The organism is Enterobacter hormaechei subsp. hoffmannii, assembly GCF_001729745.1.
Taxonomy (GTDB): Bacteria; Pseudomonadota; Gammaproteobacteria; order Enterobacterales; family Enterobacteriaceae; genus Enterobacter; species Enterobacter intestinihominis.
The window spans coordinates 1,805,439-1,827,739 of record NZ_CP017186.1; the positions used below are offsets into that span (position 1 = coordinate 1,805,439).

At 53.9% G+C, this 22,301-nt stretch carries 27 protein-coding genes and 1 other annotated feature; of the genes, 17 read left to right on the plus strand and 10 right to left on the minus strand.

Annotated elements, in window-relative coordinates; genetic code table 11:
- Positions 1-750 (plus strand): chitin disaccharide deacetylase, encoded by a 750-nt coding sequence (gene chbG / locus BFV65_RS08495; protein ID WP_069596460.1) that lies wholly within the window; start codon positions 1-3, stop codon positions 748-750.
- Positions 751-859: 109 nt separating this feature from the next.
- Here chbG and katE read toward each other — a convergent pair whose 3' ends face one another.
- Positions 860-3,109, minus strand: coding sequence for a catalase HPII (gene katE, locus BFV65_RS08500; protein ID WP_069596461.1), 2,250 nt, complete (start codon positions 3,107-3,109; stop codon positions 860-862).
- A gap of 201 nt (positions 3,110-3,310) precedes the next feature.
- Between katE and cedA the strand changes: the two genes are divergently transcribed.
- Positions 3,311-3,550: a cell division activator CedA gene (gene cedA, locus BFV65_RS08505; protein ID WP_022647825.1), complete on the plus strand. Its 240-nt coding sequence runs from the start codon at positions 3,311-3,313 to the stop codon at positions 3,548-3,550.
- A gap of 48 nt (positions 3,551-3,598) precedes the next feature.
- On the opposite strand, the gene tcyP is transcribed toward cedA, so the two are convergent.
- The 4 genes from tcyP to hxpB all read right to left on the minus strand — a co-directional run bounded on the left by tcyP (position 3,599) and on the right by hxpB (position 7,365).
- Positions 3,599-4,990: a cystine/sulfocysteine:cation symporter gene (tcyP, locus tag BFV65_RS08510; protein ID WP_022647826.1), complete on the minus strand. Its 1,392-nt coding sequence runs from the start codon at positions 4,988-4,990 to the stop codon at positions 3,599-3,601.
- A 127-nt stretch (positions 4,991-5,117) separates the two neighbouring features.
- Positions 5,118-5,708: a metal-dependent hydrolase gene (locus BFV65_RS08515; protein ID WP_015570742.1), complete on the minus strand. Its 591-nt coding sequence runs from the start codon at positions 5,706-5,708 to the stop codon at positions 5,118-5,120.
- Positions 5,709-5,803: 95 nt separating this feature from the next.
- Positions 5,804-6,565 carry a 2-dehydro-3-deoxy-D-gluconate 5-dehydrogenase KduD gene (gene kduD / locus BFV65_RS08520; protein WP_045621432.1) on the minus strand — a complete coding sequence of 254 codons (762 nt, stop codon included), beginning with the start codon at positions 6,563-6,565 and terminating at the stop codon, positions 5,804-5,806.
- Positions 6,566-6,693: 128 nt separating this feature from the next.
- The gene (hxpB, locus tag BFV65_RS08525; RefSeq protein ID WP_022647828.1) at positions 6,694-7,365 is read right to left on the minus strand and encodes a hexitol phosphatase HxpB; all 672 of its coding nucleotides are present in this window, start codon (positions 7,363-7,365) and stop codon (positions 6,694-6,696) included.
- A 140-nt stretch (positions 7,366-7,505) separates the two neighbouring features.
- Here hxpB and BFV65_RS08530 point away from each other — a divergent pair, with 140 nt between their 5' ends.
- Positions 7,506-8,042 (plus strand): YniB family protein, encoded by a 537-nt coding sequence (locus BFV65_RS08530; RefSeq protein WP_015570741.1) that lies wholly within the window; start codon positions 7,506-7,508, stop codon positions 8,040-8,042.
- Between the two features lie 32 nt (positions 8,043-8,074).
- Here the strand turns inward: BFV65_RS08530 and BFV65_RS08535 are convergent, their stop codons facing one another.
- The 3 genes from BFV65_RS08535 to pfkB form a co-directional block, all read right to left on the minus strand.
- On the minus strand, positions 8,075-8,935 hold the full coding sequence (locus BFV65_RS08535; protein WP_069596462.1) for a fructosamine kinase family protein: 861 nt from the start codon (positions 8,933-8,935) through the stop codon (positions 8,075-8,077).
- A 105-nt stretch (positions 8,936-9,040) separates the two neighbouring features.
- A complete protein-coding gene (ghoS, locus tag BFV65_RS08540) occupies positions 9,041-9,331 on the minus strand; it encodes a type V toxin-antitoxin system endoribonuclease antitoxin GhoS (protein WP_003857822.1) in 291 nt (96 codons plus the stop codon).
- 91 nt (positions 9,332-9,422) lie between these two features.
- Positions 9,423-10,355: a 6-phosphofructokinase II gene (pfkB, locus tag BFV65_RS08545; RefSeq protein ID WP_022647831.1), complete on the minus strand. Its 933-nt coding sequence runs from the start codon at positions 10,353-10,355 to the stop codon at positions 9,423-9,425.
- A 17-nt stretch (positions 10,356-10,372) separates the two neighbouring features.
- Between pfkB and BFV65_RS08550 the strand changes: the two genes are divergently transcribed.
- The 3 genes from BFV65_RS08550 to BFV65_RS08560 all read left to right on the plus strand — a co-directional run bounded on the left by BFV65_RS08550 (position 10,373) and on the right by BFV65_RS08560 (position 11,907).
- The gene (locus tag BFV65_RS08550) at positions 10,373-10,645 is read left to right on the plus strand and encodes a hypothetical protein (RefSeq protein ID WP_022647832.1); all 273 of its coding nucleotides are present in this window, start codon (positions 10,373-10,375) and stop codon (positions 10,643-10,645) included.
- A gap of 5 nt (positions 10,646-10,650) precedes the next feature.
- On the plus strand, positions 10,651-11,409 hold the full coding sequence (locus BFV65_RS08555) for a DUF481 domain-containing protein (RefSeq protein WP_022647833.1): 759 nt from the start codon (positions 10,651-10,653) through the stop codon (positions 11,407-11,409).
- Positions 11,410-11,673: 264 nt separating this feature from the next.
- Positions 11,674-11,907 carry a YdgH/BhsA/McbA family protein gene (locus tag BFV65_RS08560; protein WP_069597095.1) on the plus strand — a complete coding sequence of 78 codons (234 nt, stop codon included), beginning with the start codon at positions 11,674-11,676 and terminating at the stop codon, positions 11,905-11,907.
- A gap of 149 nt (positions 11,908-12,056) precedes the next feature.
- Here BFV65_RS08560 and yniD read toward each other — a convergent pair whose 3' ends face one another.
- Positions 12,057-12,164 (minus strand): small membrane protein YniD, encoded by a 108-nt coding sequence (gene yniD, locus BFV65_RS23075; protein ID WP_003857815.1) that lies wholly within the window; start codon positions 12,162-12,164, stop codon positions 12,057-12,059.
- Positions 12,165-12,262: 98 nt separating this feature from the next.
- Positions 12,263-12,355 carry a stress response membrane protein YncL gene (gene yncL, locus BFV65_RS22380; RefSeq protein ID WP_071785204.1) on the minus strand — a complete coding sequence of 31 codons (93 nt, stop codon included), beginning with the start codon at positions 12,353-12,355 and terminating at the stop codon, positions 12,263-12,265.
- 323 nt (positions 12,356-12,678) lie between these two features.
- On the opposite strand from yncL, the gene thrS reads away from it, so the two are divergent.
- The 11 genes from thrS (at position 12,679) to btuD (ending at position 22,274) form a co-directional block, all read left to right on the plus strand.
- A complete protein-coding gene (thrS, locus tag BFV65_RS08565; protein ID WP_006809077.1) occupies positions 12,679-14,607 on the plus strand; it encodes a threonine--tRNA ligase in 1,929 nt (642 codons plus the stop codon).
- A gap of 3 nt (positions 14,608-14,610) precedes the next feature.
- Complete coding sequence (gene infC, locus BFV65_RS08570) at positions 14,611-15,153, plus strand: translation initiation factor IF-3 (protein ID WP_059443439.1); 543 nt, start codon at positions 14,611-14,613, stop codon at positions 15,151-15,153.
- Positions 15,154-15,250: 97 nt separating this feature from the next.
- Entirely contained in the window at positions 15,251-15,448 is a 198-nt protein-coding gene (gene rpmI, locus BFV65_RS08575) for a 50S ribosomal protein L35 (RefSeq protein ID WP_001124225.1), read from the plus strand.
- A gap of 50 nt (positions 15,449-15,498) precedes the next feature.
- A complete protein-coding gene (rplT, locus tag BFV65_RS08580) occupies positions 15,499-15,855 on the plus strand; it encodes a 50S ribosomal protein L20 (protein WP_000124850.1) in 357 nt (118 codons plus the stop codon).
- A 117-nt stretch (positions 15,856-15,972) separates the two neighbouring features.
- Positions 15,973-16,097: a sequence feature (Phe leader region), on the plus strand.
- The gene (gene pheM, locus BFV65_RS23325) at positions 15,978-16,022 is read left to right on the plus strand and encodes a pheST operon leader peptide PheM (protein WP_001386830.1); all 45 of its coding nucleotides are present in this window, start codon (positions 15,978-15,980) and stop codon (positions 16,020-16,022) included. It overlaps the preceding feature by 45 nt.
- A gap of 62 nt (positions 16,098-16,159) precedes the next feature.
- A complete protein-coding gene (gene pheS, locus BFV65_RS08585; RefSeq protein ID WP_069596463.1) occupies positions 16,160-17,143 on the plus strand; it encodes a phenylalanine--tRNA ligase subunit alpha in 984 nt (327 codons plus the stop codon).
- Positions 17,144-17,158: 15 nt separating this feature from the next.
- A complete protein-coding gene (gene pheT, locus BFV65_RS08590; RefSeq protein ID WP_046618268.1) occupies positions 17,159-19,546 on the plus strand; it encodes a phenylalanine--tRNA ligase subunit beta in 2,388 nt (795 codons plus the stop codon).
- Positions 19,547-19,550: 4 nt separating this feature from the next.
- Entirely contained in the window at positions 19,551-19,850 is a 300-nt protein-coding gene (gene ihfA / locus BFV65_RS08595) for an integration host factor subunit alpha (protein ID WP_003857805.1), read from the plus strand.
- 103 nt (positions 19,851-19,953) lie between these two features.
- Positions 19,954-20,934 (plus strand): vitamin B12 ABC transporter permease BtuC, encoded by a 981-nt coding sequence (gene btuC / locus BFV65_RS08600; protein WP_069596464.1) that lies wholly within the window; start codon positions 19,954-19,956, stop codon positions 20,932-20,934.
- Between the two features lie 33 nt (positions 20,935-20,967).
- The gene (locus BFV65_RS08605; protein ID WP_022650905.1) at positions 20,968-21,519 is read left to right on the plus strand and encodes a glutathione peroxidase; all 552 of its coding nucleotides are present in this window, start codon (positions 20,968-20,970) and stop codon (positions 21,517-21,519) included.
- A complete protein-coding gene (gene btuD / locus BFV65_RS08610) occupies positions 21,519-22,274 on the plus strand; it encodes a vitamin B12 ABC transporter ATP-binding protein BtuD (protein WP_022647841.1) in 756 nt (251 codons plus the stop codon). Before BFV65_RS08605 ends, btuD begins: the two co-directional genes overlap by 1 nt.
- Positions 22,275-22,301 lie beyond the last annotated feature (27 nt).

The following is a 22,301-nucleotide window of genomic DNA, read 5'->3' on the forward strand; positions in this document are numbered from 1 at the left end:
ATGGAAAACCTGCTGATCGTCAATGCCGATGATTTCGGCCTGTCAAAAGGGCAGAACTACGGCATTATCGAAGCCTGTCGCCGGGGCGTCGTGACCTCTACAACAGCGCTCATCAACGGTGAGGCGGTGGAACATGCGGCGCAGTTAAGCCGTGAGCTGCCCGAACTGGGCGTGGGCATGCACTTTGTGCTGACGCTTGGGTTGCCCCTTTCACCGATGCCGGGGCTGACGCGCGACGGGCAACTGGGTAAATGGATTTGGGAAATGGCGGAGCAGGACGCTTTGCCGCTTGATGAGATTGCCCGCGAGCTGGACTGCCAGTTTAACCGCTTTGTGGATGTGTTTGGCCGCGAGCCCACCCATATCGACAGTCATCATCATGTGCATATGATCCCGGCGATTTTCCCGCTTGTGGCAGAGTTTGCGCAACGTAAAGGCGTGGCGATGCGCGTGGATCGGGAGGTGCGCGGGTTGCCGGACGTCGCGGTGACGTCAACGGAGGGGTTCAGCAGCGCATTTTATGGCGACGAGATCGACGAAGCGCTGTTCCTGAAGGTGCTGGATGACTCCGCCGCAAAAGGGGAGCGCTCGCTTGAGGTAATGGCGCACCCGGCGTTTGTCGATGAGATAGTACGTAAGAGCGCCTACTGCTGGCCGCGTCTGGCAGAACTGGATGTGCTGACATCGGCGTCGTTAAAGTATGCGATTGCCGAGCGTGGGTATCGTCTGGGGACGTTCAGGGATCTTTGAGGCAAAGCCCGGTGGCGAGGTAAAAGCAAAACGGTAACCTTTTGGTTACCGTTTTTATTGTTTTCTCCCTCTCCCAGGGGAGAGGGCCGGGGTGAGGGCTTCAGGTTTTTTACGCCGGTATCTGGTCAATCTTACTGCTGCGCGACCACACGCGGTGCGCGGCGAGCAGGTCAAACAACCGGGTCATAAACGCATCGTCAATGTTATCACCTTCGACAATGCCTTCTTCCCCTTGATCCGGTACCTTCAGCAGAGATTTAAACTTCCGCGCATCGCCTGCCAGGGCGATTGGCTTCAGGTGCTTATAGGCTTCCAGCAGATAATAGGCGGCATCACCGTTACCGAGCAGGCTCTCAACGTCGCCGCACGGCATAATCACCGCGTCAACCGTCAGCGACGGTGCCCCGGCGAAGGTCGCGGCAATCGGCAGGACGGAGCCATCGTCGGCTGTCACTTCACCCATGCGGGAGTAAAGCAGTTTGGCATGTACGCCCTGGGTTTTGAGCGCCTTCATGATCCCCAGCACGTCGCTGGCGCGCGGTTTATCGTTCAGCAGGATAGCCACTACGCGGCCTTTGATCGTCCCGCCAGGTACCGCGTACAGGCTCAGGGACGGATCCTTCTTAAGCCCGTTCACGTCTTTAGGCGGTGCAGCATGGCATTGCTCGTCAGTCAGCGTAATGCCGAGATTATTCGCCACGCCCTGGGCAAGCTGGATATCAATATGCGCCAGATGGTCGACCACGCGCTCGCGAATGTAGGTACGCACCACTTTGCTCAGCTCGAAGCTGAAGCCGCCGATAATGTGCTGCTGTTCGATCGGGGTCTGGCTGTTCCAGAACAGGCGAGGCTGAGCGTAATATTCGCCGAATGACGGGCTGCGCTCGCGAATTTTTGTTCCGTCCACGCGCTCCTGATACGACTCGAATCCGCCACGTTTTGGCCCCGGCGGGGTTTCACGCGGCCAGTTATCGTTAATGGAGTTCGGCTCGTAGTTCGCCGGGTTGGTATCGATATCCTGGCGATGCATCCCGTCACGCTGAAAGTTATGGTACGGACAGGTCGGACGGTTGATTGGGAGCTCATGGAAGTTAGGTCCACCAAGACGGCTGATCTGCGTATCGGTGTAAGAGAACAGACGACCCTGCAGCAGCGGATCGTTGGTGAAGTCCAGCCCCGGCACAATATGGCCCGGGTGGAACGCTGCCTGCTCATTTTCCGCGAAGAAGTTATCCGGGTTGCGGTTAAGCACCATTTTACCCACCAGCTGAACCGGCACCAACTCTTCAGGAATAAGCTTGGTCGGGTCGAGCAGGTCGAAGTCGAATTTGAACTCGTCTTCTTCCGGGATCAGCTGTAACCCCAGCTCGTATTCCGGGAAATCACCGGCTTCAATGGATTCCCACAGTTCGCGACGGTGGAAGTCCGGATCGCGTCCGGTCAGCTTCTGCGCTTCATCCCACACCAGCGACGCTTTCCCCGCGACCGGTTTCCAGTGGAAACGCACAAACGTCGCTTTACCTTCAGCGTTAATCAGACGGAAGGTATGAATACCAAAGCCTTCCATGGTGCGATAGCTGCGCGGGATCCCCCGGTCAGACATCGCCCACATCACGTTGTGGAGGGTTTCCGGTTGCAGGGAGACGTAGTCCCAGAATGTGTCATGCGCACTTTGTCCCTGCGGTATGGCCCAGTGTGGTTCTGGTTTTACCGCATGGACAAAGTCAGGGAACTTATGCGCGTCCTGTATGAAGAAAACCGGGGTGTTATTCCCGACGAGGTCGAAAATGCCCTCTTCGGTATAGAATTTGGTGGCGAAGCCGCGGATATCACGCACCGTGTCGGCCGAACCCGCGCCGCCCTGTACGGTAGAGAAACGCACAAACACCGGTGTGATTTTGTTCGGATCGGAAAGGAAATCTGCTTTGGTGATCTCCTTCAGGCTCTTGTACGGCTGGAAATAGCCGTGCGCCGCGGAGCCGCGAGCGTGGACGATACGCTCAGGGATACGCTCATGGTCGAAATGGGTGATTTTTTCGCGCAGGATGAAATCTTCCAGCAGCGTCGGGCCGCGCGTTCCGGCGCGCAGGGAGTTCTGATCATCGGCAATGCGAACGCCCTGGTTCGTGGTCAGCGCATGGCCTTCACCGCCCTTGCGGTGAGGATCGAGCGATTTCAGCTTTTCGTTTTCCGTTTCCGGGGCTTTCATGCTGCCCGGGGCGGTAGGCTGTTCACCCGGTGCGGAAGGACCCGGTGATGGTTTGTGTGAGCCGTCGGCTGGGGCAAGTGAGTCCATTCCCGGTTGAGATTCTTCAGTCCCATGAATGGGTGACTGATGTGGTTTATCATTGTTCGACATTGCACGCTTCTCCTTTGTTCATTCCTAAAAACCCTATTAAGGATAGAACAATGTTAAGAATTAGCAGGCGAACTAAGCGTTTTCAGATATTGATTAGCGAAAGGAGCCATCTGCGATACGTCAGGCGCGACGGGCGGGGGGAGAATCGGCTATGATAGAAATTTCCTGCTTTAAGAATTTGCTTTAGTGAACCCGTCGCTTATGAAACCTCTTCGTCAACAAAACCGCCAGGTTATTAGCTATGTACCCCGCGTTGAGCCCGCGCCGCCAGACCATGCCCTGAAGGTGGATGGTTTTCGCGATGTCTGGATGCTGCGGGGTAAATACGTTGCCTTCGTGCTGATTGGCGAGCACTTCCGTCGCTCCCCTGCGTTTACGGTGCCGGAATCGGCGCAGCGATGGGCAATGCAGACCCGCCAGGATGAAGAGGTTGAAGAATAACAGCCATAAAAAAACCGCCCGATGGCGGTTTTTTTATTTCAGCAGTGATTAACGATGTGCCAGTTCGGCATCATCTTCACTGTCGAGAATCGTTTTGTCGGTCTGCTTCAGCCACTGGCTGGTCAGGGTACCGGCGGTCATTGAACCACTCACGTTCAACGCGGTACGACCCATATCGATCAGTGGTTCAACAGAGATCAGCAGGGCAACCAGCGTTACCGGCAGCCCCAGCGCAGGCAGAACGATCAGCGCAGCGAAGGTCGCGCCGCCGCCCACGCCCGCAACACCGGCGGAGCTAATGGTCACGATACCGACCAGCGTCGCAATCCAGACCGGATCCAGCGGGTTAATACCCACGGTTGGGGCAACCATCACGGCCAGCATCGCCGGGTAGAGACCCGCACAGCCGTTCTGCCCGATGGTGGCGCCAAAGGAGGCCGAGAAGCTGGCGATAGACTCGGGTACGCCCAGACGACGTGTCTGTGCTTCCACGTTCAGCGGAATCGATGCCGCGCTGGAACGGCTGGTGAAGGCGAAGGTCAGCACCGGCCAGACTTTGCGGAAATATTTCAGCGGGCCAACGCCGTTCACCGCCAGCAGGATGCCGTGCACAACAAACATGATGCCCAGACCGAGGTACGAGGCAATCACAAAGCTGCCAAGCTTGATGATGTCTTGCAGGTTAGAACCTGCCACGACTTTGGTCATCAGCGCCAGGACACCGTACGGCGTCAGCTGCATGACCAGACGCACCAGCTTCATTACCCAGCTTTGCAGGGTATCGATGGCAGTCAGAACCCGCTCGCCTTTCGGCGCATCGTCCTTCAGCAGCTTCAGCGCAGCCACGCCCAGGAACGCAGCGAAGATCACTACGCTGATAATGGAGGTTGGGCTTGCACCGGTCAGGTCAGCAAACGGGTTTTTCGGAATGAAGGAGAGCACCATCTGCGGAACGGTCAGATCGGCCACTTTACCCACGTAGTTGGTCTCAATCGCCGTCAGACGCGCGGTTTCAGCGCTACCCTGCACCAGACCTTCAGCAGTCAGGCCAAACAGATTGGTAACCAGCACACCCACCAGCGCCGCAATCAGCGTGGTGAAGAGCAGGGTGCCAATGGTCAGGAAACTGATTTTACCCAGTTGAGAAGCATTATGCAGCCGGGCTACGGCGCTCAGAATTGAGGCGAATACCAGCGGCATAACGATCATTTGCAGCAGCTGTACATAGCCGTTACCGACAATGTTGAACCACTGAATGGAATCTTTCAGTACCGGGCTGTCGGAGCCGTAAATAGCGTGTAAGGCCAGGCCAAACACCACGCCCATGACCAGACCAACCAGTACCTTTTTCGCCAGGCTCCACTGTTTGTGGCGAGCCTGGGCGAGAAGCAATAGCAATACGACGAACACAACAATGTTCGCGATGAGTGGAAAATTCATCCCCGTTCTCCTGATTTATTATACGGTCGGTTTTTACCGAACCTGTTGGCGCAAGGTTATCAGAAGTGTGATGTGGCGCTTATATCCATATGGAATGGTTTATGACAAAAGTGATTGTATTGCCGGTTTAATGCTCAATCTGGTGATTAATAAAACGATTGAACTGAAATTGCAGCGAGTTGATCATCTGCGATGACCAGCGCACTGCACCATTTTCGGGCAATGTCTGCGGCATCCAGACGGCATAGGCAAACAGCGCCATGCACAGAACGCGCTCCAGCTGGTTGCCTTTTTGCGGCACGAGGATTGGCAGGCGGAAACGCCAGCGGCAGGGCCAGAGCAGCGGAACGCCCGCTGGCGTCAGCATATCGGCGAGGATATGGCTTAAGTAGCCGAGCACCATGCCCTGAATGGCATCCGCCGGGACTATCCAACTCTCGGGAACCTTCAAATAGAAGAGTGTAAGCAGGCCAAATACGGCCAGCAGGCTGTGGGTAAACCCGCGATGACCAAAGGCTCTGGCGATGGGTTTTGAAATCCACTTCAGCCGCTGACCAAGGAATGATTTTGGATGGTCGATGTCCGGCAGCAGGCAGGTCAGCACGGCAGAAGGGACAATATGCCACCAGTCCCCCTGGGCCAGCACAGGGGTCAGTTCAGCGTTTTTAGCAAACACTGCACAGGCAAGTGAAAAAAGCAGGTGGCCTTCCGCCGTCATGATAAAACCCGGTAAACTGTCAATCCATACAGTATAGGGTTTTTATACAGTGTGTGAAAGAGGTGACGGTGTAACTCTTTGTCACAAACCGGCGGTTAGCGCGCCAGCCAGCCACCGTCTACGGCAAGGGTATGGCCGTTAACGTAATCCGACGCCGCCGAGGCCAGAAACACCACCGGACCCTGTAAATCCTCCGGAAGTCCCCAGCGGCCCGCCGGAATACGGTCGAGGATCGCCTGGCTGCGCTGCTCATCATCGCGAAGTTGTTGGGTGTTATTTGTCGCCATATAACCCGGCGCGATAGCGTTCACGTTAATACCTAGCGGCGCCCATTCGTTTGCCAGCAGGCGGGTGAGCCCGAGGACGCCGCTTTTCGAAGCCGTATAGGACGGCACCCGAATGCCGCCCTGGAAGGAGAGCATGGACGCAATGTTAATGATCTTGCCGCCCTGACCCTGCACGATAAACTGTTTCGCTATTGCCTGAGAGAGGAAAAAGACCGATTTCAGATTGAGATCGATGACCTCGTCCCAGTCCTTCTCGCTAAATTCCAGCGCATCGCACCGACGAATGGTGCCGGCATTGTTAACCAGAATATCGATGCGGCCCATCTCTGTGACGGCGGTATCCACGACGCTCTGAATACTCTCATGCTTGCCGAGATCGGCGCGAATTGCGATAAAGCGCCGTCCCAGCGCCGTGACGCGCGCAGCCGTTTCGTCAGGAACCTTGCGGTTTACCCCCACGATATCGCATCCTGCCTGGGCGAGGGCAATGGCCATGCCTTGCCCCAGACCGGTATCGCACCCGGTCACCATCGCCACTTTTCCTGCCAGAGTAAAAGCATCCAGTATCATACGCGCCTCAGAAGTCAGGTTATTGTCATTCTGCACGTAAGGATAGGAGTCTGGAATGAGAAAAGCAAATAAAGTAAAACGTTGTTTTGATTTTGTGATGCAGGCAGCCGAAGCTGCCTGAAAGAGCGTTACTCTCCGCGCAGATGGCGGGCAGTCAATTCTTCAAGAGACGTCAGCCTGACATCCGCGAGGGCAAAGCGGGGATCGTGTCGGCCTTCTTCAGCCGGCACAACGATGGAGCGCATACGTGCGGCTTTGGACGCCACCATGCCGTTAACCGAATCTTCCAGCGCCACACAGGTAAGCGGATCCAGCCCCAGTTTCGCGGCGCAGTCCATATACACCTGCGGATGTGGCTTGCTGTAAGGAAGCTTTTCGGCCGAGGCCAGCGCGTCGAAGCTGTCGCGCAGCCCGAACATCGTCAGCACTTTTTCCAGCATATGCAGAGGTGAGGCAGAGGCAAGCCCCACTTTCAGCCCTTGCGCCTTGCACAGGGCGATAGCGTCGCGTACGCCCGGTAACAGAGGCTTATTCTCTTCTACAAGGGAGATAGCACGGTTGATAATGCGCGCCGTAACTTCGTCGCGATCCGGGCCAACCCATGGCTGGTGGGCATACCAAAGGTCAACCACCATATCGATGCGCAGCCCCAGGGTATCGGGAAGCTCATTACGACGACTGATATCGACGCCGAGGCTGGCCATCACGTCCAGTTCAGCCCGATCCCACAGGGGTTCGGAATCAATCAACAATCCATCCATGTCAAAAATAGCGGCAAGTATCTGGCGCGGTGTCGACATTACAACATCTCCTTATCTTGGGGTAAGACGAACGGTGCTAAGCACAAGCAATTTAGCATATTGCATTCAAAGATCGGGCGAAAATGACCGACAGCAGGTAGACTTAGGCACAAATAACGCGTCTTTATGAAGAGGAACTAATGACGTATCAACAAGCTGGACGCATCGCAGTCTTAAAACGTATTGCTGGTTGGGTTATTTTCATTCCCGCCCTGATTTCAACGCTGATCTCCGTACTTAAATTTATGTACGATCACAGCGAAAAACAGCCGGGCATTAATGCCGTCATGCTCGATTTTGCCCACGTCATGATTGAGATGATGCGGTTTAACACCCCATTCCTGAACGTCTTCTGGTTCAACTCGCCCACCCCGGATTTTCACCACCAGCTGAATGTCGGGTTCTGGATAATCTATGCGTTGATCTTTATCGCGATGGCGTTGCAGGCCTCCGGCGCACGCATGAGCCGCCAGACCCGCTTTTTACGCGAAGGGGTAGAAGATCAGCTGATACTTGAGAAGGCGAAAGGCCCTGACGGGATGAGCCGCGAGCAGATCGAATCGCGCATTGTCGTTCCGCGTCATACCATTTTTGTGCAGTTTTTCCCGCTCTATATCCTGCCGGTTATTATCATTGTGGCCGGGTATTTCTTCTTTACGCTGCTCGGCTTCCTGTAATGTCAAAGGGGGCGTATTGCCGCCCCCTCCCGCTATGCCGCCAGGATACGATCCAGCGCTCGCTGGGCATTCACCAGATGACTCCCGCCAAACAAAATCGCCCGGTTTAGCAAGGTGTACAGCTGATAAACCGGCTGACGTTCAAGGAAACCCGCAGGTAACGGCGAGACAGACTGATAGCCATCATAAATTTGCGGCGGCTGTTCAGGGTGCAACGGCAGCATCGCGAGGTCACATTCTCTGTCGCCCCAGTAGCAGGCCGGGTCAAATATATAGGGACCATCAGGCCCAAGCGCGCAGTTGTTCGACCATAAATCACCGTGCAGAAGGGAAGCCTGAGGCTGATGCGAAGCCAGACGCTGCTGAATGTGTTCAACAATCGCGTCGATGTTGCCGAACGCTAGTCCCTTTTCAGCGGCCAGCTCCAGCTGCCAGCCTATGCGCTGCTCGGCAAAAAAAGTCGGCCAACGGCGTTGCCACGCGTTTGGCTGTGGGGTGGTTGAGAGGTCGTTATCGAAATCGAGCCCAAACTGAGGTTGATCGCTCCACTGGTGCAAACGGGCGATCTGTTGGCCGAGAATAAAGGCGTTGTGCGCATCCAGAGGGCGCGCCGGAAGATAGTTCATCACCAGAAAGCTGTAGTCACGATCGCTGCCAACGGCTAAAACCTGTGGAACGTTGACTGTTTTACTGCGCGATAACAACTCAAGCTGATCGGCTTCGGCCGTAAAAATGGGGAGCAATTCGCGCTCATCACATTTTACGAAGAGATCGCGCCCGGCGTAACGTAAATGCCATGCGGCATGGATCTCTCCGCCTGGCAGTTCGTTACGCAGTTCAATTTCACCTTCACCCAGTTGCTCACTTAAAAGATGACTGATAGCCTGCCACATGATGTCTCTCCCATGTTGTCTGCCAGATCATAAAGTTAGCGCAAAACGGCTATAAAAAAACAGGAACTAACGCACAACTGAGCGGTTTAATTTTGTACAGGGCACTTATTGCTCTTTTTTATGCCAGTTTTCCCAGCTATCCACATCAATTTCCGTGGCTTTGTCAGTCACGCTTTCCACCAGGCTACTGGCCAGCGCCTTCACCTCCTCCTGACTCAGCGGGCTTATCAGGCCAAAGGCCAGCGAGCCGAGATCGTGAATATTGCCCTCATCGTCCGTCAGCGTGAGCAGAAAATTCGCCCGCGTGAAAGCGTTGTTGAGTTCATTCAGTTCGGTCAGCGATGCTTCATGAATATTGACGGTTACGACGTAGCGGGTGATATCACCACTGCTCATAATTCACCTCGTTGTTATCCTGAAAGTTTTCTTAGCATAGTCGATAAGCCATATTTGGCGACTTCCCCCTCCACGGGAAGGGGAAGCACGTTCAGCTTCTCGCCAGGTAATCGACAATTTTCTGGGTATCCGCAAGCGAACACAGACGGGTTCCCTGATTGATGGTGGCAGCGCTCCCTGCCGCGACGCCATAGCGTGCCATCTCCAGAAGCGAAGCGCCCTGCGCCAGCTTCAGCACCATCGCGCCAACCATACTGTCACCGGCACCCACGGTACTCTGACTTTTCATCGGCGGTGGAACAACCTGCACGCAGCCCGTCTTGTCGACGGCCAGCGCACCCTGAGGACCGAGAGAGACTACAACGCGATGCGCTTTGCCCGTGCGTACCAACTCTTCTGCGGCAGTACGCACGTCATCAGGCTGGTTGAGCTCGCGATTGACAAGCGCACTGAGCTCTTTCTGGTTAGGTTTGACAAGTTCAAGTTGTCCGGGCTCTAACGCCGCCTTCAGGGCATCGCCTGAGCTATCGACAATGCAGCGGATGCCGCGCTGGAGCACCGCCTGAACCAGTGCCGTCAGCTTTTCTGTTTTGACGCCCGGCGGCAGGCTACCGCTGATCACCAGCAATGAGCCGCTTTCAATGGTCAGCACTTTCTCTTCCAGTTGACGAAACTCATCATCGCTCAACTTCGCCCCTGGCATCACAAAACGATATTGCTCGCCGCTGGATTCAACATGGACATGCAGGTTTTGCCGGGTCCAGTCTCTGGCGTCAACGGTATCTACGGCAACCTGTTCATCTGCCAGCAACGCAACCAGATGCTCACCCGTGGCGCCGCCAGCGGGGAAGATGGCGGTTGCTTTTCCGCCGAGATGGGTAATTGCGCGCGCCACGTTAATGCCGCCGCCGCCCGGCTCAAACACCGGCGCGCTACAGCGCAGCTTACCTTCCGGATAGATTTGCGGCGTCATGGTCGCAGAGTCGAGGGAAGGGGAGAGCGTCAGCGTGTAAATCGAAGCCATCATGACCTCCTTTTATCATGGGTTATTTTAAGCCTGGCACCGTTTGGCAGGAAGGCAACGTAAATAACAGTATGATTTTAAAAATGAATGCTGACAAAAAACCTTGGCCGGGTATATACATTAAATCGCGTTTTGGGATCGTTCTTATTCAAAAAATGAAAGAAGAAATTATTGCTATGTTATTTGCGGCTTTTTATAATTTGTTACCTTTCTATGGTCGCCTTGTCATTGATCCGCAAGAAAGTTTCCGAGACCGTGACGGTCTCTTTTTATGTTGTACGGACTCCTAAAATAAATGAAGCTTTTGAAGACAGTACCCGCAGCACTGATGCTGGCGGGTGGCGTATTTGCGTCACTGAATGCAACCGCCGATGATACCGTTTTTACTGTCATGGACGATCCCTCCACTGCCAAAAAACCCTTTGAAGGTAACGTGAATGCCGGGTATCTGGCGCAATCCGGTAACACGAAAAGCTCCTCCATGACCGCAGACAGCACCCTGACCTGGTACGGCAACACCACGGCCTGGTCGCTGTGGGGCAATGCCAGCAACACATCTGCTAACGATGAACGCTCCTCTGAGAAATACGCGGTAGGTGGGCGTAGCCGTTACAACATGACAGATTATGACTACCTGTTCGGGCAGGCGAGTTGGCTTACTGACCGCTACAACGGCTATCGCCAGCGCGATGTCATGACTGCGGGTTATGGTCGTCAGTTCCTGAATGGACCGGTGCACAGCCTCCGTTTTGAATTCGGTCCGGGTGTCCGTTACGACGAGTACACCAACGGCGAAGATGAAACCCAGCCGCTGGGTTATGCATCGGGCACCTACGCATGGCAAATGACTGACAACGCTAAATTCACCCAGGGTGTGTCGGTGTTTGGTGCTGAAGATACAACGCTGAACTCTGAAAGTGCGTTGAACGTGGCTATCAACGAACACTTTGGACTCAAGGTGGCGTACAACGTAACCTGGAACTCATCACCGCCTGATTCCGCGCCGGAACATACCGATCGCCGAACCACGATTTCTTTAGGTTATAAAATGTAATTTCTTCGGGCCGGGACTATTCTCGGCCTGTTTTTTATTTTTTGAAACTGTGCTTATTTATATTAAACGGCGTTTTGAAATAATAGGCATGCTTTCGTCTTCATAATTTCTCCATAATTAGGCGACCAGGCCTTATTCAGTTTATTTGACACGATTTGATAAATAATTTGACTAGGCAAAAGTGTGATCCAGATCTACACTTACGGCACAGGCAAAAAACTCGCCTCAGGCATTTCTGCATTAATTAAGTATGAGAACAGAATTATGAAAAAAATCAAAACCGCTACAGCAGCGATGGTGCTTTCCGCACTTTCATTTGGCGTATTTGCTGCTGATAATATGACGCAACCTGCCAGTGACGTTAACAGCCCAGTCGGGATCGCTAAAGCCTCTGATGTTGAAGCAGGCTCCAACATTGCCCCTGGCTCCCAGTCTACCGGCCAGTCAATGAATGATGCATTTGATGTACACAAGCTGGTGTCGGGTGAGTGGTCCTGATATTTCAACTGCCACATGTGATGGAATATATACGCTGTCACAGCCTGGCGAAAACCGGATTATGACGTACCGGTTTTGGACCATAAATTATCGTAAAGATAGTTAAGATTTATTCAGTAAATTCACGGCACGTTTTCGCTGACATAATATTAGCCCCAGATCATCGCGGCCCAGCGCAGCAGCAACATCGCGCCGCAAATAGCGATTAACACCACGACCATTTTCCAGTGCTTAACGGCAAATCTTTTTGTTGGCATAACCCAATCCTTGTCAGTTGATACCCTTAGTCTACCAAAGTCTGCGCCAGAAAGCGCTTTACCCGGGACAACAGGTTATGCCAGAACAGCGGTTCGGCTTAAAACCAGTGGAATCTGTCGGCCAGTATCAATACCAGACCAGCAGCGGAAAGTAGATTCAATATCACAACGGTTCTGCTCGATACATTCATGTGATACCCCTTCGATGTTTAAGGACCAGATCAAGAATAGCTCAGCACTTTCGGATTGCGAGCCCCCGTCAACAAAAGTTCATGAACGCAGACATAAGGATGAGCGGTTCAAATCGGTCGCGGGAAGGTGCATTCGCCCTGTTAATAGTGTTACCATTACGCTGCTTGCCGTAAATCCGCATTTATCTGAATCGGCAGGAGCATGATGACGAACCAATTTGACGATTGTTGGTCAGATGGTTTCGTAATCTACTGTTTAATCACGATTATTTTCTTTGTATATGCTCTTATGTGTGGGGCATCACTGCAAATAAGGATATAAAATGCCTGTAATTACTCTTCCTGATGGCAGCCAACGCCATTTCGACCACGCTGTAAGCCCAATGGATGTTGCACTGGATATCGGTCCTGGACTCGCAAAAGCAACCATTGCAGGCCGCGTAAACGGTGAACTGGTAGACGCGTCCGATCTGATTGAAAGCGATGCAACGCTTGCGATCATCACCGCGAAAGACGAAGAAGGTCTGGAGATCATTCGTCACTCCTGTGCGCACCTGTTAGGTCATGCTATTAAGCAGCTGTGGCCCAACACCAAAATGGCGATCGGCCCGGTTATCGACAACGGCTTCTACTACGACGTTGACCTTGACCACACCCTGACACAGGAAGATATCGACGCGCTCGAAAAACGTATGCATGAGCTCGCCGAAACGAACTATGACGTCATCAAGAAGAAAGTCAGCTGGCATGAAGCGCGTGAAACCTTCGTGAAGCGCGGCGAGAGCTATAAAGTCTCGATTCTTGATGAAAACATCGCTCATGATGACAAGCCTGGCTTGTACCATCACGAAGAATATGTCGACATGTGCCGTGGACCGCACGTGCCGAATATGCGCTTCTGTCATCACTTCAAACTGATGAAAATCGCAGGCGCCTACTGGCGTGGCGACAGCAACAATAAAATGTTGCAGCGTATCTATGGTACCGCATGGGCCGATAAGAAAGCCCTGAACGCGTACCTGCAACGCCTGGAAGAGGCGGCTAAGCGTGACCACCGTAAAATCGGTAAGCAGCTTGACCTGTATCATATGCAGGAAGAAGCGCCGGGGATGGTGTTCTGGCATAACGACGGCTGGACAATCTTCCGTGAACTGGAAACGTTCGTGCGCTCCAAGCTGAAAGAGTACCAGTATCAGGAAGTGAAAGGCCCGTTCATGATGGACCGTGTGCTGTGGGAAAAAACCGGCCACTGGGACAACTATAAAGATGCGATGTTCACCACTTCGTCTGAGAACCGTGAATACTGCATCAAGCCAATGAACTGTCCGGGCCACGTTCAGATCTTCAACCAGGGTCTGAAATCCTACCGCGATCTGCCGCTGCGTATGGCGGAGTTCGGTAGCTGCCACCGTAACGAGCCATCAGGTGCGCTGCACGGTCTGATGCGTGTTCGTGGCTTTACTCAGGATGATGCGCATATCTTCTGTACTGAAGATCAGGTACGTGATGAAGTTAACGCCTGTATTCGTATGGTCTACGATATGTACAGCACCTTTGGCTTCGAGAAGATCGTGGTCAAACTCTCAACGCGTCCGGAAAAACGTATCGGTAGCGATGAGACATGGGATCGCGCAGAGGCGGATCTCGCCGTGGCGCTGGAAGAGAACGGTATTCCGTTCGAATACCAGCTGGGCGAGGGCGCATTCTACGGTCCAAAAATTGAATTTACCCTGTATGACTGCCTCGATCGCGCATGGCAGTGCGGAACGGTACAGCTGGACTTCTCCCTGCCGCAGCGTTTAAGCGCCTCTTATGTTGGCGAAGACAACGAGCGTCAGGTGCCGGTTATGATTCACCGTGCGATTCTCGGTTCACTGGAGCGCTTCATCGGCATCCTGACTGAAGAGTTCGCGGGCTTCTTCCCAACCTGGCTTGCGCCAGTGCAGGTAGTTGTGATGAACATTACCGATTCTCAGGCGGATTACGTTAAAGAATTGACGCAGAAACTACAAAATGCGGGCATTCGCGTAAAAGCAGACTTGAGAAATGAGAAGATTGGCTTTAAAATCCGCGAGCACACTTTACGTCGTGTCCCGTATATGTTGGTCTGTGGTGATAAAGAGGTGGAAGCAGGCAAAGTTGCCGTTCGCACCCGCCGTGGTAAAGACCTGGGGAGCCTGGACGTAAGTGAAGTGATTGAGAAGCTGCAACAAGAGATTCGCAGCCGCAGTCTTCAACAACTGGAGGAATAAGGTATTAAAGGCGGAAAACGAGTTCAAACGGCACGTCCGAATCGTATCAATGGCGAGATTCGCGCCCAGGAAGTTCGCTTAACAGATCTTGAAGGTGAACCACTGGGGATTGTGAGTCTGAGAGAAGCGATCGAAAAAGCTGAAGAAGCTGGAGTAGATTTAGTTGAAATCAGCCCTAACGCCGAACCGCCAGTTTGTCGTATTATGGACTACGGCAAGTTCCTTTATGAAAAGAGTAAATCTTCTAAGGAACAGAAGAAGAAGCAAAAAGTTATCCAGGTTAAGGAAATCAAATTCCGTCCTGGTACCGACGATGGCGATTATCAGGTAAAACTCCGCAGCCTGATTCGCTTTCTGGAAGATGGCGATAAGGCCAAGATCACGCTGCGTTTCCGCGGTCGTGAGATGGCCCACCAACAGATTGGTATGGAAGTGCTTAACCGCGTCCGTGAAGATCTGAGTGAACTGGCAGTAGTCGAATCCTTCCCAACGAAGATCGAAGGCCGCCAGATGATCATGGTGCTCGCTCCTAAGAAGAAACAGTAAGGCCTTCAAGCAGCAAAATCTGTGGAGCCTTCGGGCCCCATAGGTTTTGTTCGCCTATGTTTCGTTTATTTAACAATGCGAAGTGGAAGTTATTAAAATGCCAAAAATTAAGACCGTACGCGGTGCTGCTAAGCGCTTCAAAAAAACCGGTAAAGGTGGTTTTAAGCACAAGCACGCTAACCTGCGTCACATTCTGACTAAGAAAGCTACCAAGCGTAAACGTCACCTGCGTCCAAAAGCCATGGTTTCTAAAGGCGATCTGGGCCTGGTCATCGCGTGCCTGCCGTACGCATAAGTCGTTAACGTTTAACTTTTTTAACTTAGAATAGATACAGGAGAGCACACATGGCTCGCGTAAAACGTGGTGTAATTGCACGTGCACGTCACAAGAAAATTTTGAAACAAGCTAAAGGCTACTACGGTGCGCGTTCACGCGTATACCGCGTTGCCTTCCAGGCTGTTATCAAAGCAGGTCAGTACGCTTACCGTGACCGTCGTCAGCGTAAGCGTCAGTTCCGTCAACTGTGGATTGCGCGTATCAACGCAGCAGCACGTCAGAACGGTATTTCTTACAGCAAATTCATCAACGGCCTGAAAAAAGCCTCTGTTGAAATCGACCGTAAGATCCTGGCTGACATCGCAGTATTCGACAAAGTAGCGTTCACCGCTCTGGTCGAAAAAGCGAAAGCAGCACTGGCATAAGCCAGTTGAAAGAGGGGGCTTTGCTCCCTCTTTTCATATCGCCTTATCAGAAGATTGACATTTACCCGTCCAGGCTTTTCAATAAGGTCTTAACGGTTTTTACCCTACAAGGTAACGCAAGCATGAATGCTGCTATTTTCCGCTTCTTCTTTTACTTTAGCACCTGACTTCAGGAGGCTAGCGCGTGAAAGATGAAACGAAAAACAGCGCCAGATAAGCCTCCCGATGGAGGCTTTTTTTGTGCCTGAATTTGAGAGATTACGTCCAACAATTCGGTGTCTGCACCGACATAATGAGGAAAACCATGTCACATCTCGCAGAGCTGGTTGCCAGTGCAACGGCCGCCATTAACCAGGCCTCAGATGTTGCCGCGTTAGACAATGTCCGCGTCGAATATCTGGGCAAGAAAGGGCATCTGACCCTTCAGATGACTACCCTGCGTGAACTGCCAGCAGAGGAGCGCCCGGCAGCAGGTGCGGTGATTAACGAAGCCAAAGAGCAGGTACAACAGGCGCTGAACGCACGTAAAGCCGAGCTGGAAGGCGCAGTAATGAATGCGCGTCTGGCGGCAGAAACGATTGACGTTTCTCTGCCGGGTCGCCGTATCGAAAACGGCGGTCTGCATCCGGTTACCCGTACTATCGATCGTATTGAAAGTTTCTTCGGTGAGCTCGGCTTTACCGTGGCGACTGGCCCGGAAATTGAAGATGACTACCACAACTTCGATGCCCTTAACATTCCTGGCCATCATCCGGCACGCGCTGACCACGACACTTTCTGGTTTGACGCCACCCGTCTGCTGCGTACTCAGACTTCTGGCGTTCAGATCCGTACCATGAAGGAGCAGGCTCCACCGATCCGCATCATCGCGCCGGGTCGCGTATACCGTAACGACTACGATCAGACCCACACCCCAATGTTCCACCAGATGGAAGGTCTGATTGTTGATAAAAACATCAGCTTCACCAACCTGAAAGGCACACTGCACGATTTCCTGAACAACTTCTTTGAGGAAGATTTGCAGGTTCGTTTCCGTCCGTCCTACTTCCCGTTCACTGAACCTTCTGCGGAAGTTGACGTGATGGGTAAAAACGGTAAATGGCTGGAAGTGCTGGGCTGCGGCATGGTGCATCCAAACGTACTGCGCAACGTAGGTATCGATCCGGAAGTATACTCCGGCTTTGCGTTCGGTATGGGCATGGAGCGTCTTACCATGCTGCGCTACGGCGTAACCGACTTACGTGCGTTCTTCGAAAACGATCTGCGTTTCCTCAAACAGTTTAAATAAGGGCAGGAAAGAACAATGAAATTCAGTGAACTGTGGTTACGCGAATGGGTTAACACCACGCTGGACAGCGACGCGCTTTCTAACCAGATCACCATGGCGGGTCTGGAAGTTGATGGCGTGGATCCTGTTTCTGGCGCCTTTACCGGCGTCGTGGTAGGTGAAGTGGTTGAGTGTGGCCAGCACCCTAACGCCGACAAACTGCGCGTAACAAAAGTCAATGTGGGCGGTGACCGTCTGCTGGATATCGTCTGCGGTGCGCCAAACTGCCGACAGGGCCTGAAGGTAGCCGTGGCGACCGTCGGCGCGGTACTGCCGGGCGATTTCAAAATCAAAGCGGCTAAGCTGCGCGGTGAGCCGTCTGAAGGCATGCTGTGCTCCTTCTCCGAGCTGGGCATTTCCGACGATCACTCCGGGATTATCGAGCTGCCGCAGGATGCACCAGTGGGTACCGATATCCGCGAATACCTGAAGCTTGATGACAACACCATCGAAATCAGCGTGACGCCAAACCGTGCCGACTGCTTAGGTATCATCGGTGTGGCCCGCGACGTGGCCGTTCTGAACCAGACCGAACTGAACGAGCCGGAGATCGCTCCGGTTGAGGCAACCATCAGTGATGTGCTGCCGATTCAGGTTGACGCGCCTGAGGCCTGCCCGCGCTACCTCGGTCGCGTGGTGAAAGGCATCAACGTTAAAGCGCCAACCCCGCTGTGGATGAAAGAGAAACTGCGTCGCTGTGGTATCCGTTCTATCGACGCTGTGGTTGACGTGACCAACTATGTTCTGCTGGAGCTGGGCCAGCCAATGCACGCCTTCGATAAAGATCGTATCGAAGGGGGTATTATTGTGCGCATGGCGAAAGAGGGCGAAACCCTGGTTCTGCTGGACGGCAGCGAAGCGAAACTGAACGCCGACACTCTGGTAATTGCCGATCACAACAAAGCGCTGGCGATGGGCGGGATCTTCGGCGGCGAGCACTCTGGCGTCAACGACGAAACGCAAAACGTCCTGCTGGAATGCGCGTTCTTCAGCCCGCTCTCCATCACTGGCCGCGCACGCCGTCACGGTCTGCACACTGACGCTTCTCACCGCTATGAGCGTGGCGTGGATCCTGCGCTGCAATACAAAGCGATGGAGCGTGCGACTCGCCTGCTGATCGACATCTGCGGCGGCGAAGCGGGTCCGGTTATCGATGTGACCAACCAAGCGGCGCTGCCGAAGCGTGCGACCATTACTCTGCGCCGCAGCAAGCTGGATCGTCTGATTGGTCACCACGTTGCCGATGCGCAGGTGACCGACATTCTGACGCGTCTGGGCTGCGAAGTGACTGAAGGTCAGGATGAGTGGAAAGCCGTTGCGCCATCCTGGCGTTTCGACATGGAGATCGAAGAAGATCTGGTGGAAGAAGTGGCCCGCGTTTACGGCTACAACAATATCCCTGACGAGCCGGTGCAGGCGGGTCTGGTGATGGGCAGCCATCGCGAAGCCGATCTGTCACTGAAGCGTGTGAAAACCATGCTGAACGACAAAGGCTACCAGGAAGTGATCACCTACAGCTTCGTTGATCCTAAGCTGCAACAGCTGATCCACCCGGGTCAGGAAGCCCTGATCCTGCCAAGCCCGATCTCCAGCGAGATGTCAGCGATGCGTCTGTCCCTGTGGACGGGACTGCTGGGTACTATCGTTTATAACCAGAACCGTCAGCAGAACCGCGTGCGTATTTTCGAAAGCGGTTTGCGCTTTGTACCGGATACTCAGGCCAATTTAGGCATCCGTCAGGATCTCATGCTGGCCGGCGCCATCAGCGGTAACCGCTATGAAGAGCACTGGGACCTGGCAAAAGGGACGGTTGATTTCTACGATATGAAGGGCGATCTGGAAGCGATTCTCGATCTGACCGGTAAATTATCCGAAATTGAATTCCGCGCAGAAGCGATTCCAGCCCTGCATCCGGGCCAGAGTGCGGCGATCTATTTAGACGGCAAACGTGTTGGTTTTATTGGGGTTGTTCACCCGGAGCTGGAACGTAAACTGGATCTGAATGGCCGTACCATCGTATTCGAGCTGGAGTGGAACCCGGTTGCAGACCGCGTCATTCCTCAGGCAAAGGACGTCTCACGCTTCCCGGCAAACCGCCGTGATATCGCGGTTGTGGTCGCTGAAAATGTGCCCGCAGCAGATATTTTGGCCGAATGTAAGAAAGTTGGCGTAAATCAGGTAGTTGGCGTAAACTTATTTGACGTGTACCGCGGCAAGGGCGTAGCAGAAGGTTTCAAGAGCCTCGCTATTAGCCTTATCCTTCAGGATACCAGCCGTACACTCGAAGAAGAGGAGATTGCCGCTACCGTCGCCAAATGTGTAGAGGCATTAAAAGAGCGATTCCAGGCATCATTGAGGGATTGAACCTATGGCGCTTACAAAAGCTGAAATGTCAGAATATCTGTTTGATAAGCTTGGGCTTAGCAAACGGGATGCCAAAGAGCTGGTAGAGCTGTTTTTCGAAGAGATCCGTCGTGCTCTGGAAAATGGTGAGCAGGTTAAACTCTCCGGCTTTGGCAATTTTGATTTGCGAGACAAAAACCAACGTCCGGGCCGTAACCCGAAGACGGGGGAAGATATTCCCATTACAGCCCGCCGCGTGGTGACCTTCAGACCCGGACAGAAGTTAAAAAGCCGTGTCGAAAACGCAACGCCCAAAGCAGAGTAATATGAACTAACTAAAAAGGCCGCTCACGCGGCCTTTTTTCTTTGCGCTATTTGCTAAACCCGCCGTAAAATCAATGATATCTCAACCGGATAACCTATCGTCTATGCTTGATCTTGCCCGTCTTCAGCACCGCTCCGATCTCCGCCGCCTGTGTCTGCTCGGGGTGCTGATGATTGTCGCCACCACCGTCAGCCTGTGTGCGGGCGATCGGTGGCTGGGACCGGAAAGCTGGTTTACGCCTGAGGGACAGCTCTTTGTCTGGCAGATCCGCCTGCCACGGACGCTGGCTGTGCTTTTAGTCGGCGCTGCGCTGGCGCTGTGCGGCACGATCATGCAGGCATTATTTGAAAACCCTCTGGCGGAACCCGGACTTCTCGGGGTGTCGAATGGCGCAGGCGTCGGGCTTATCGCCGCCGTGATGCTGGGGGGAGGCGAGCTCTCCGCCTGGGGGATTAGCCTCAGCGCCATCCTTGGCGCGCTGTTGATAACCCTTATCCTTCTGCGCTTTGCTCGTCGCCATTTATCCACCAGCCGGCTGCTGCTTGCCGGGGTAGCGTTGGGGATCATCTGTAGTGCGCTGATGACCTGGGCCGTCTACTTCTCCACCTCCTTCGATCTGCGCCAGTTAATGTACTGGATGATGGGGGGATTTGGGGGTGTTGACTGGCATCAGGGGTGGCTGATGGTGCTCCTGATCCCGGTCATCCTGTGGACGGCGTTCCAGGCGCAGCCTCTTAATATTCTCGCGCTGGGCGAAACGTCTGCTCGCCAGCTCGGGATGCCGATTGGATTCTGGCGCAACGTGCTGGTTATCGCCATTGGCTGGATGGTGGGCGTAAGCGTGGCGCTGGCGGGGGCGATTGGCTTTATTGGGCTGGTGATCCCGCATATGCTGCGCCTGTGCGGTATTACGGACCACCGAACCCTGCTTCCGGCCTCGGCGGTTGCCGGGGCGGCAACGCTGCTGATTGCCGATATCATCGCCCGGCTTGCGCTGACGGCCGCTGAGTTGCCAATAGGCGTGGTGACCGCAACGCTGGGCGCACCGGTCTTTATCTGGCTACTATTAAAAGCTGGACGTTAAAACACAACCTGTAAGTCAACCTGAGGGAATGCTATGCAGTCTGATATTCTGAATACCGAAGTGACTACCATTGACGGCGAGAAAACCACGCTGGAAGGCTACAAGGGCAAGGTACTGCTCATCGTGAACGTGGCATCGAAATGTGGCCTTACGCCGCAGTATGAACAGCTGGAAAACATTCATAAAGCCTGGGAAAAAGACGGCTTTACCGTACTCGGCTTCCCGTGCAACCAGTTCCTGGGCCAGGAGCCGGGCAGCGAAGAGGAGATTAAGACCTTTTGCAGCACAACCTATGGTGTGACGTTCCCGATGTTCAGCAAAATTGATGTGAACGGGGAAAATCGTCATCCGCTGTATGCCAAACTGGTGGCTGCGGCGCCGACCGCCGTTGCGCCTGAAGAGAGTGGTTTCTATGAGCGTATGGCGAGCAAAGGTCGCGCGCCGCTCTATCCGGACGATATTCTGTGGAACTTCGAAAAATTCCTGATTGGCCGTGACGGTCAGGTCGTGCAGCGTTTCTCGCCTGACATGACGCCTGAAGATCCTATCGTGATGGAATCAATCAAGCTGGCGCTGGCGAAATAATGACGCTGCTGATGCAGCTCACAGGCGTTGCCGGGAAGGGACGTCTTGAGCCTGTTACCGCCGCAGTCAACGCAGGTGAAATCCTTCACCTGGTTGGGCCTAACGGCGCCGGAAAAAGCACGCTGCTGGCGCGCATGGCGGGGCTGACCCGCGGGGAAGGGGAGATTACCTTTCTCGGGCAATCGCTCGTCAACTGGCTACCCTCTACACTCGCCTCCCGTCGAAGCTATCTGGTTCAGCAGCAGGTTCCGCCCTTTGCAATGCCCGTCTGGCACTACCTGACGCTGCACCTGCCTGATAAAAATCAGGTAGCATTGCTCCATGACGTTGCTGCGGCGCTCGGGTTAGACGATAAGCTCACCCGACAGGCCAGCCAGCTTTCCGGTGGCGAATGGCAGCGCGTGCGTCTGGCCGCCGTCATCCTTCAGGTTCATCCGGTGGGAAATCCTCACGGGCGGTTGCTGCTGCTGGACGAGCCGATGAGCGGACTGGACGTTGCCCAGCAGGCAGCGCTGGATACTCTGCTCAGCGCGCTGTGTCGCAAGGGCATCGCCATTGTGATGAGCAGCCATGATTTAAACCATACGTTGCGCCACGCGCATCGGGTGTGGTTGCTGGCGCGTGGCAAACTGATTGCCAGCGGAACGCGCGACAGCGTGCTGACGGCCCCCAATCTTGCGAGTGCTTACCACATGTCGTTCCGGAGGCTGGATATTGAAGGCCACAAGATGCTCATTTCCACGGCGCAGGAATAACCTTTCTTGCACAGCCGCATAGATGCA

Coding starts and splice junctions, on each gene's coding strand:
- BFV65_RS08560 (WP_069597095.1), top strand. CDS start 11,674: ATGAAAAAAATCAAAACCGCTACAGCAGCGATGGTGCTTTCCGCACTT.
- tcyP (WP_022647826.1), bottom strand. CDS start 4,990: ATGAATTTTCCACTCATCGCGAACATTGTTGTGTTCGTCGTATTGCTA.
- btuC (WP_069596464.1), top strand. CDS start 19,954: ATGCTTGATCTTGCCCGTCTTCAGCACCGCTCCGATCTCCGCCGCCTG.
- BFV65_RS08550 (WP_022647832.1), top strand. CDS start 10,373: ATGGGTTATTTTAAGCCTGGCACCGTTTGGCAGGAAGGCAACGTAAAT.
- BFV65_RS08605 (WP_022650905.1), top strand. CDS start 20,968: ATGCAGTCTGATATTCTGAATACCGAAGTGACTACCATTGACGGCGAG.
- rpmI (WP_001124225.1), top strand. CDS start 15,251: ATGCCAAAAATTAAGACCGTACGCGGTGCTGCTAAGCGCTTCAAAAAA.
- yncL (WP_071785204.1), bottom strand. CDS start 12,355: ATGAATGTATCGAGCAGAACCGTTGTGATATTGAATCTACTTTCCGCT.
- cedA (WP_022647825.1), top strand. CDS start 3,311: ATGAAACCTCTTCGTCAACAAAACCGCCAGGTTATTAGCTATGTACCC.
- btuD (WP_022647841.1), top strand. CDS start 21,519: ATGACGCTGCTGATGCAGCTCACAGGCGTTGCCGGGAAGGGACGTCTT.
- pfkB (WP_022647831.1), bottom strand. CDS start 10,355: ATGGCTTCGATTTACACGCTGACGCTCTCCCCTTCCCTCGACTCTGCG.
- ghoS (WP_003857822.1), bottom strand. CDS start 9,331: ATGAGCAGTGGTGATATCACCCGCTACGTCGTAACCGTCAATATTCAT.
- BFV65_RS08530 (WP_015570741.1), top strand. CDS start 7,506: ATGACGTATCAACAAGCTGGACGCATCGCAGTCTTAAAACGTATTGCT.
- kduD (WP_045621432.1), bottom strand. CDS start 6,565: ATGATACTGGATGCTTTTACTCTGGCAGGAAAAGTGGCGATGGTGACC.
- thrS (WP_006809077.1), top strand. CDS start 12,679: ATGCCTGTAATTACTCTTCCTGATGGCAGCCAACGCCATTTCGACCAC.
- pheS (WP_069596463.1), top strand. CDS start 16,160: ATGTCACATCTCGCAGAGCTGGTTGCCAGTGCAACGGCCGCCATTAAC.
- pheT (WP_046618268.1), top strand. CDS start 17,159: ATGAAATTCAGTGAACTGTGGTTACGCGAATGGGTTAACACCACGCTG.
- yniD (WP_003857815.1), bottom strand. CDS start 12,164: ATGCCAACAAAAAGATTTGCCGTTAAGCACTGGAAAATGGTCGTGGTG.
- katE (WP_069596461.1), bottom strand. CDS start 3,109: ATGTCGAACAATGATAAACCACATCAGTCACCCATTCATGGGACTGAA.
- chbG (WP_069596460.1), top strand. CDS start 1: ATGGAAAACCTGCTGATCGTCAATGCCGATGATTTCGGCCTGTCAAAA.
- BFV65_RS08535 (WP_069596462.1), bottom strand. CDS start 8,935: ATGTGGCAGGCTATCAGTCATCTTTTAAGTGAGCAACTGGGTGAAGGT.
- BFV65_RS08515 (WP_015570742.1), bottom strand. CDS start 5,708: ATGACGGCGGAAGGCCACCTGCTTTTTTCACTTGCCTGTGCAGTGTTT.
- BFV65_RS08555 (WP_022647833.1), top strand. CDS start 10,651: ATGAAGCTTTTGAAGACAGTACCCGCAGCACTGATGCTGGCGGGTGGC.
- hxpB (WP_022647828.1), bottom strand. CDS start 7,365: ATGTCGACACCGCGCCAGATACTTGCCGCTATTTTTGACATGGATGGA.
- rplT (WP_000124850.1), top strand. CDS start 15,499: ATGGCTCGCGTAAAACGTGGTGTAATTGCACGTGCACGTCACAAGAAA.
- ihfA (WP_003857805.1), top strand. CDS start 19,551: ATGGCGCTTACAAAAGCTGAAATGTCAGAATATCTGTTTGATAAGCTT.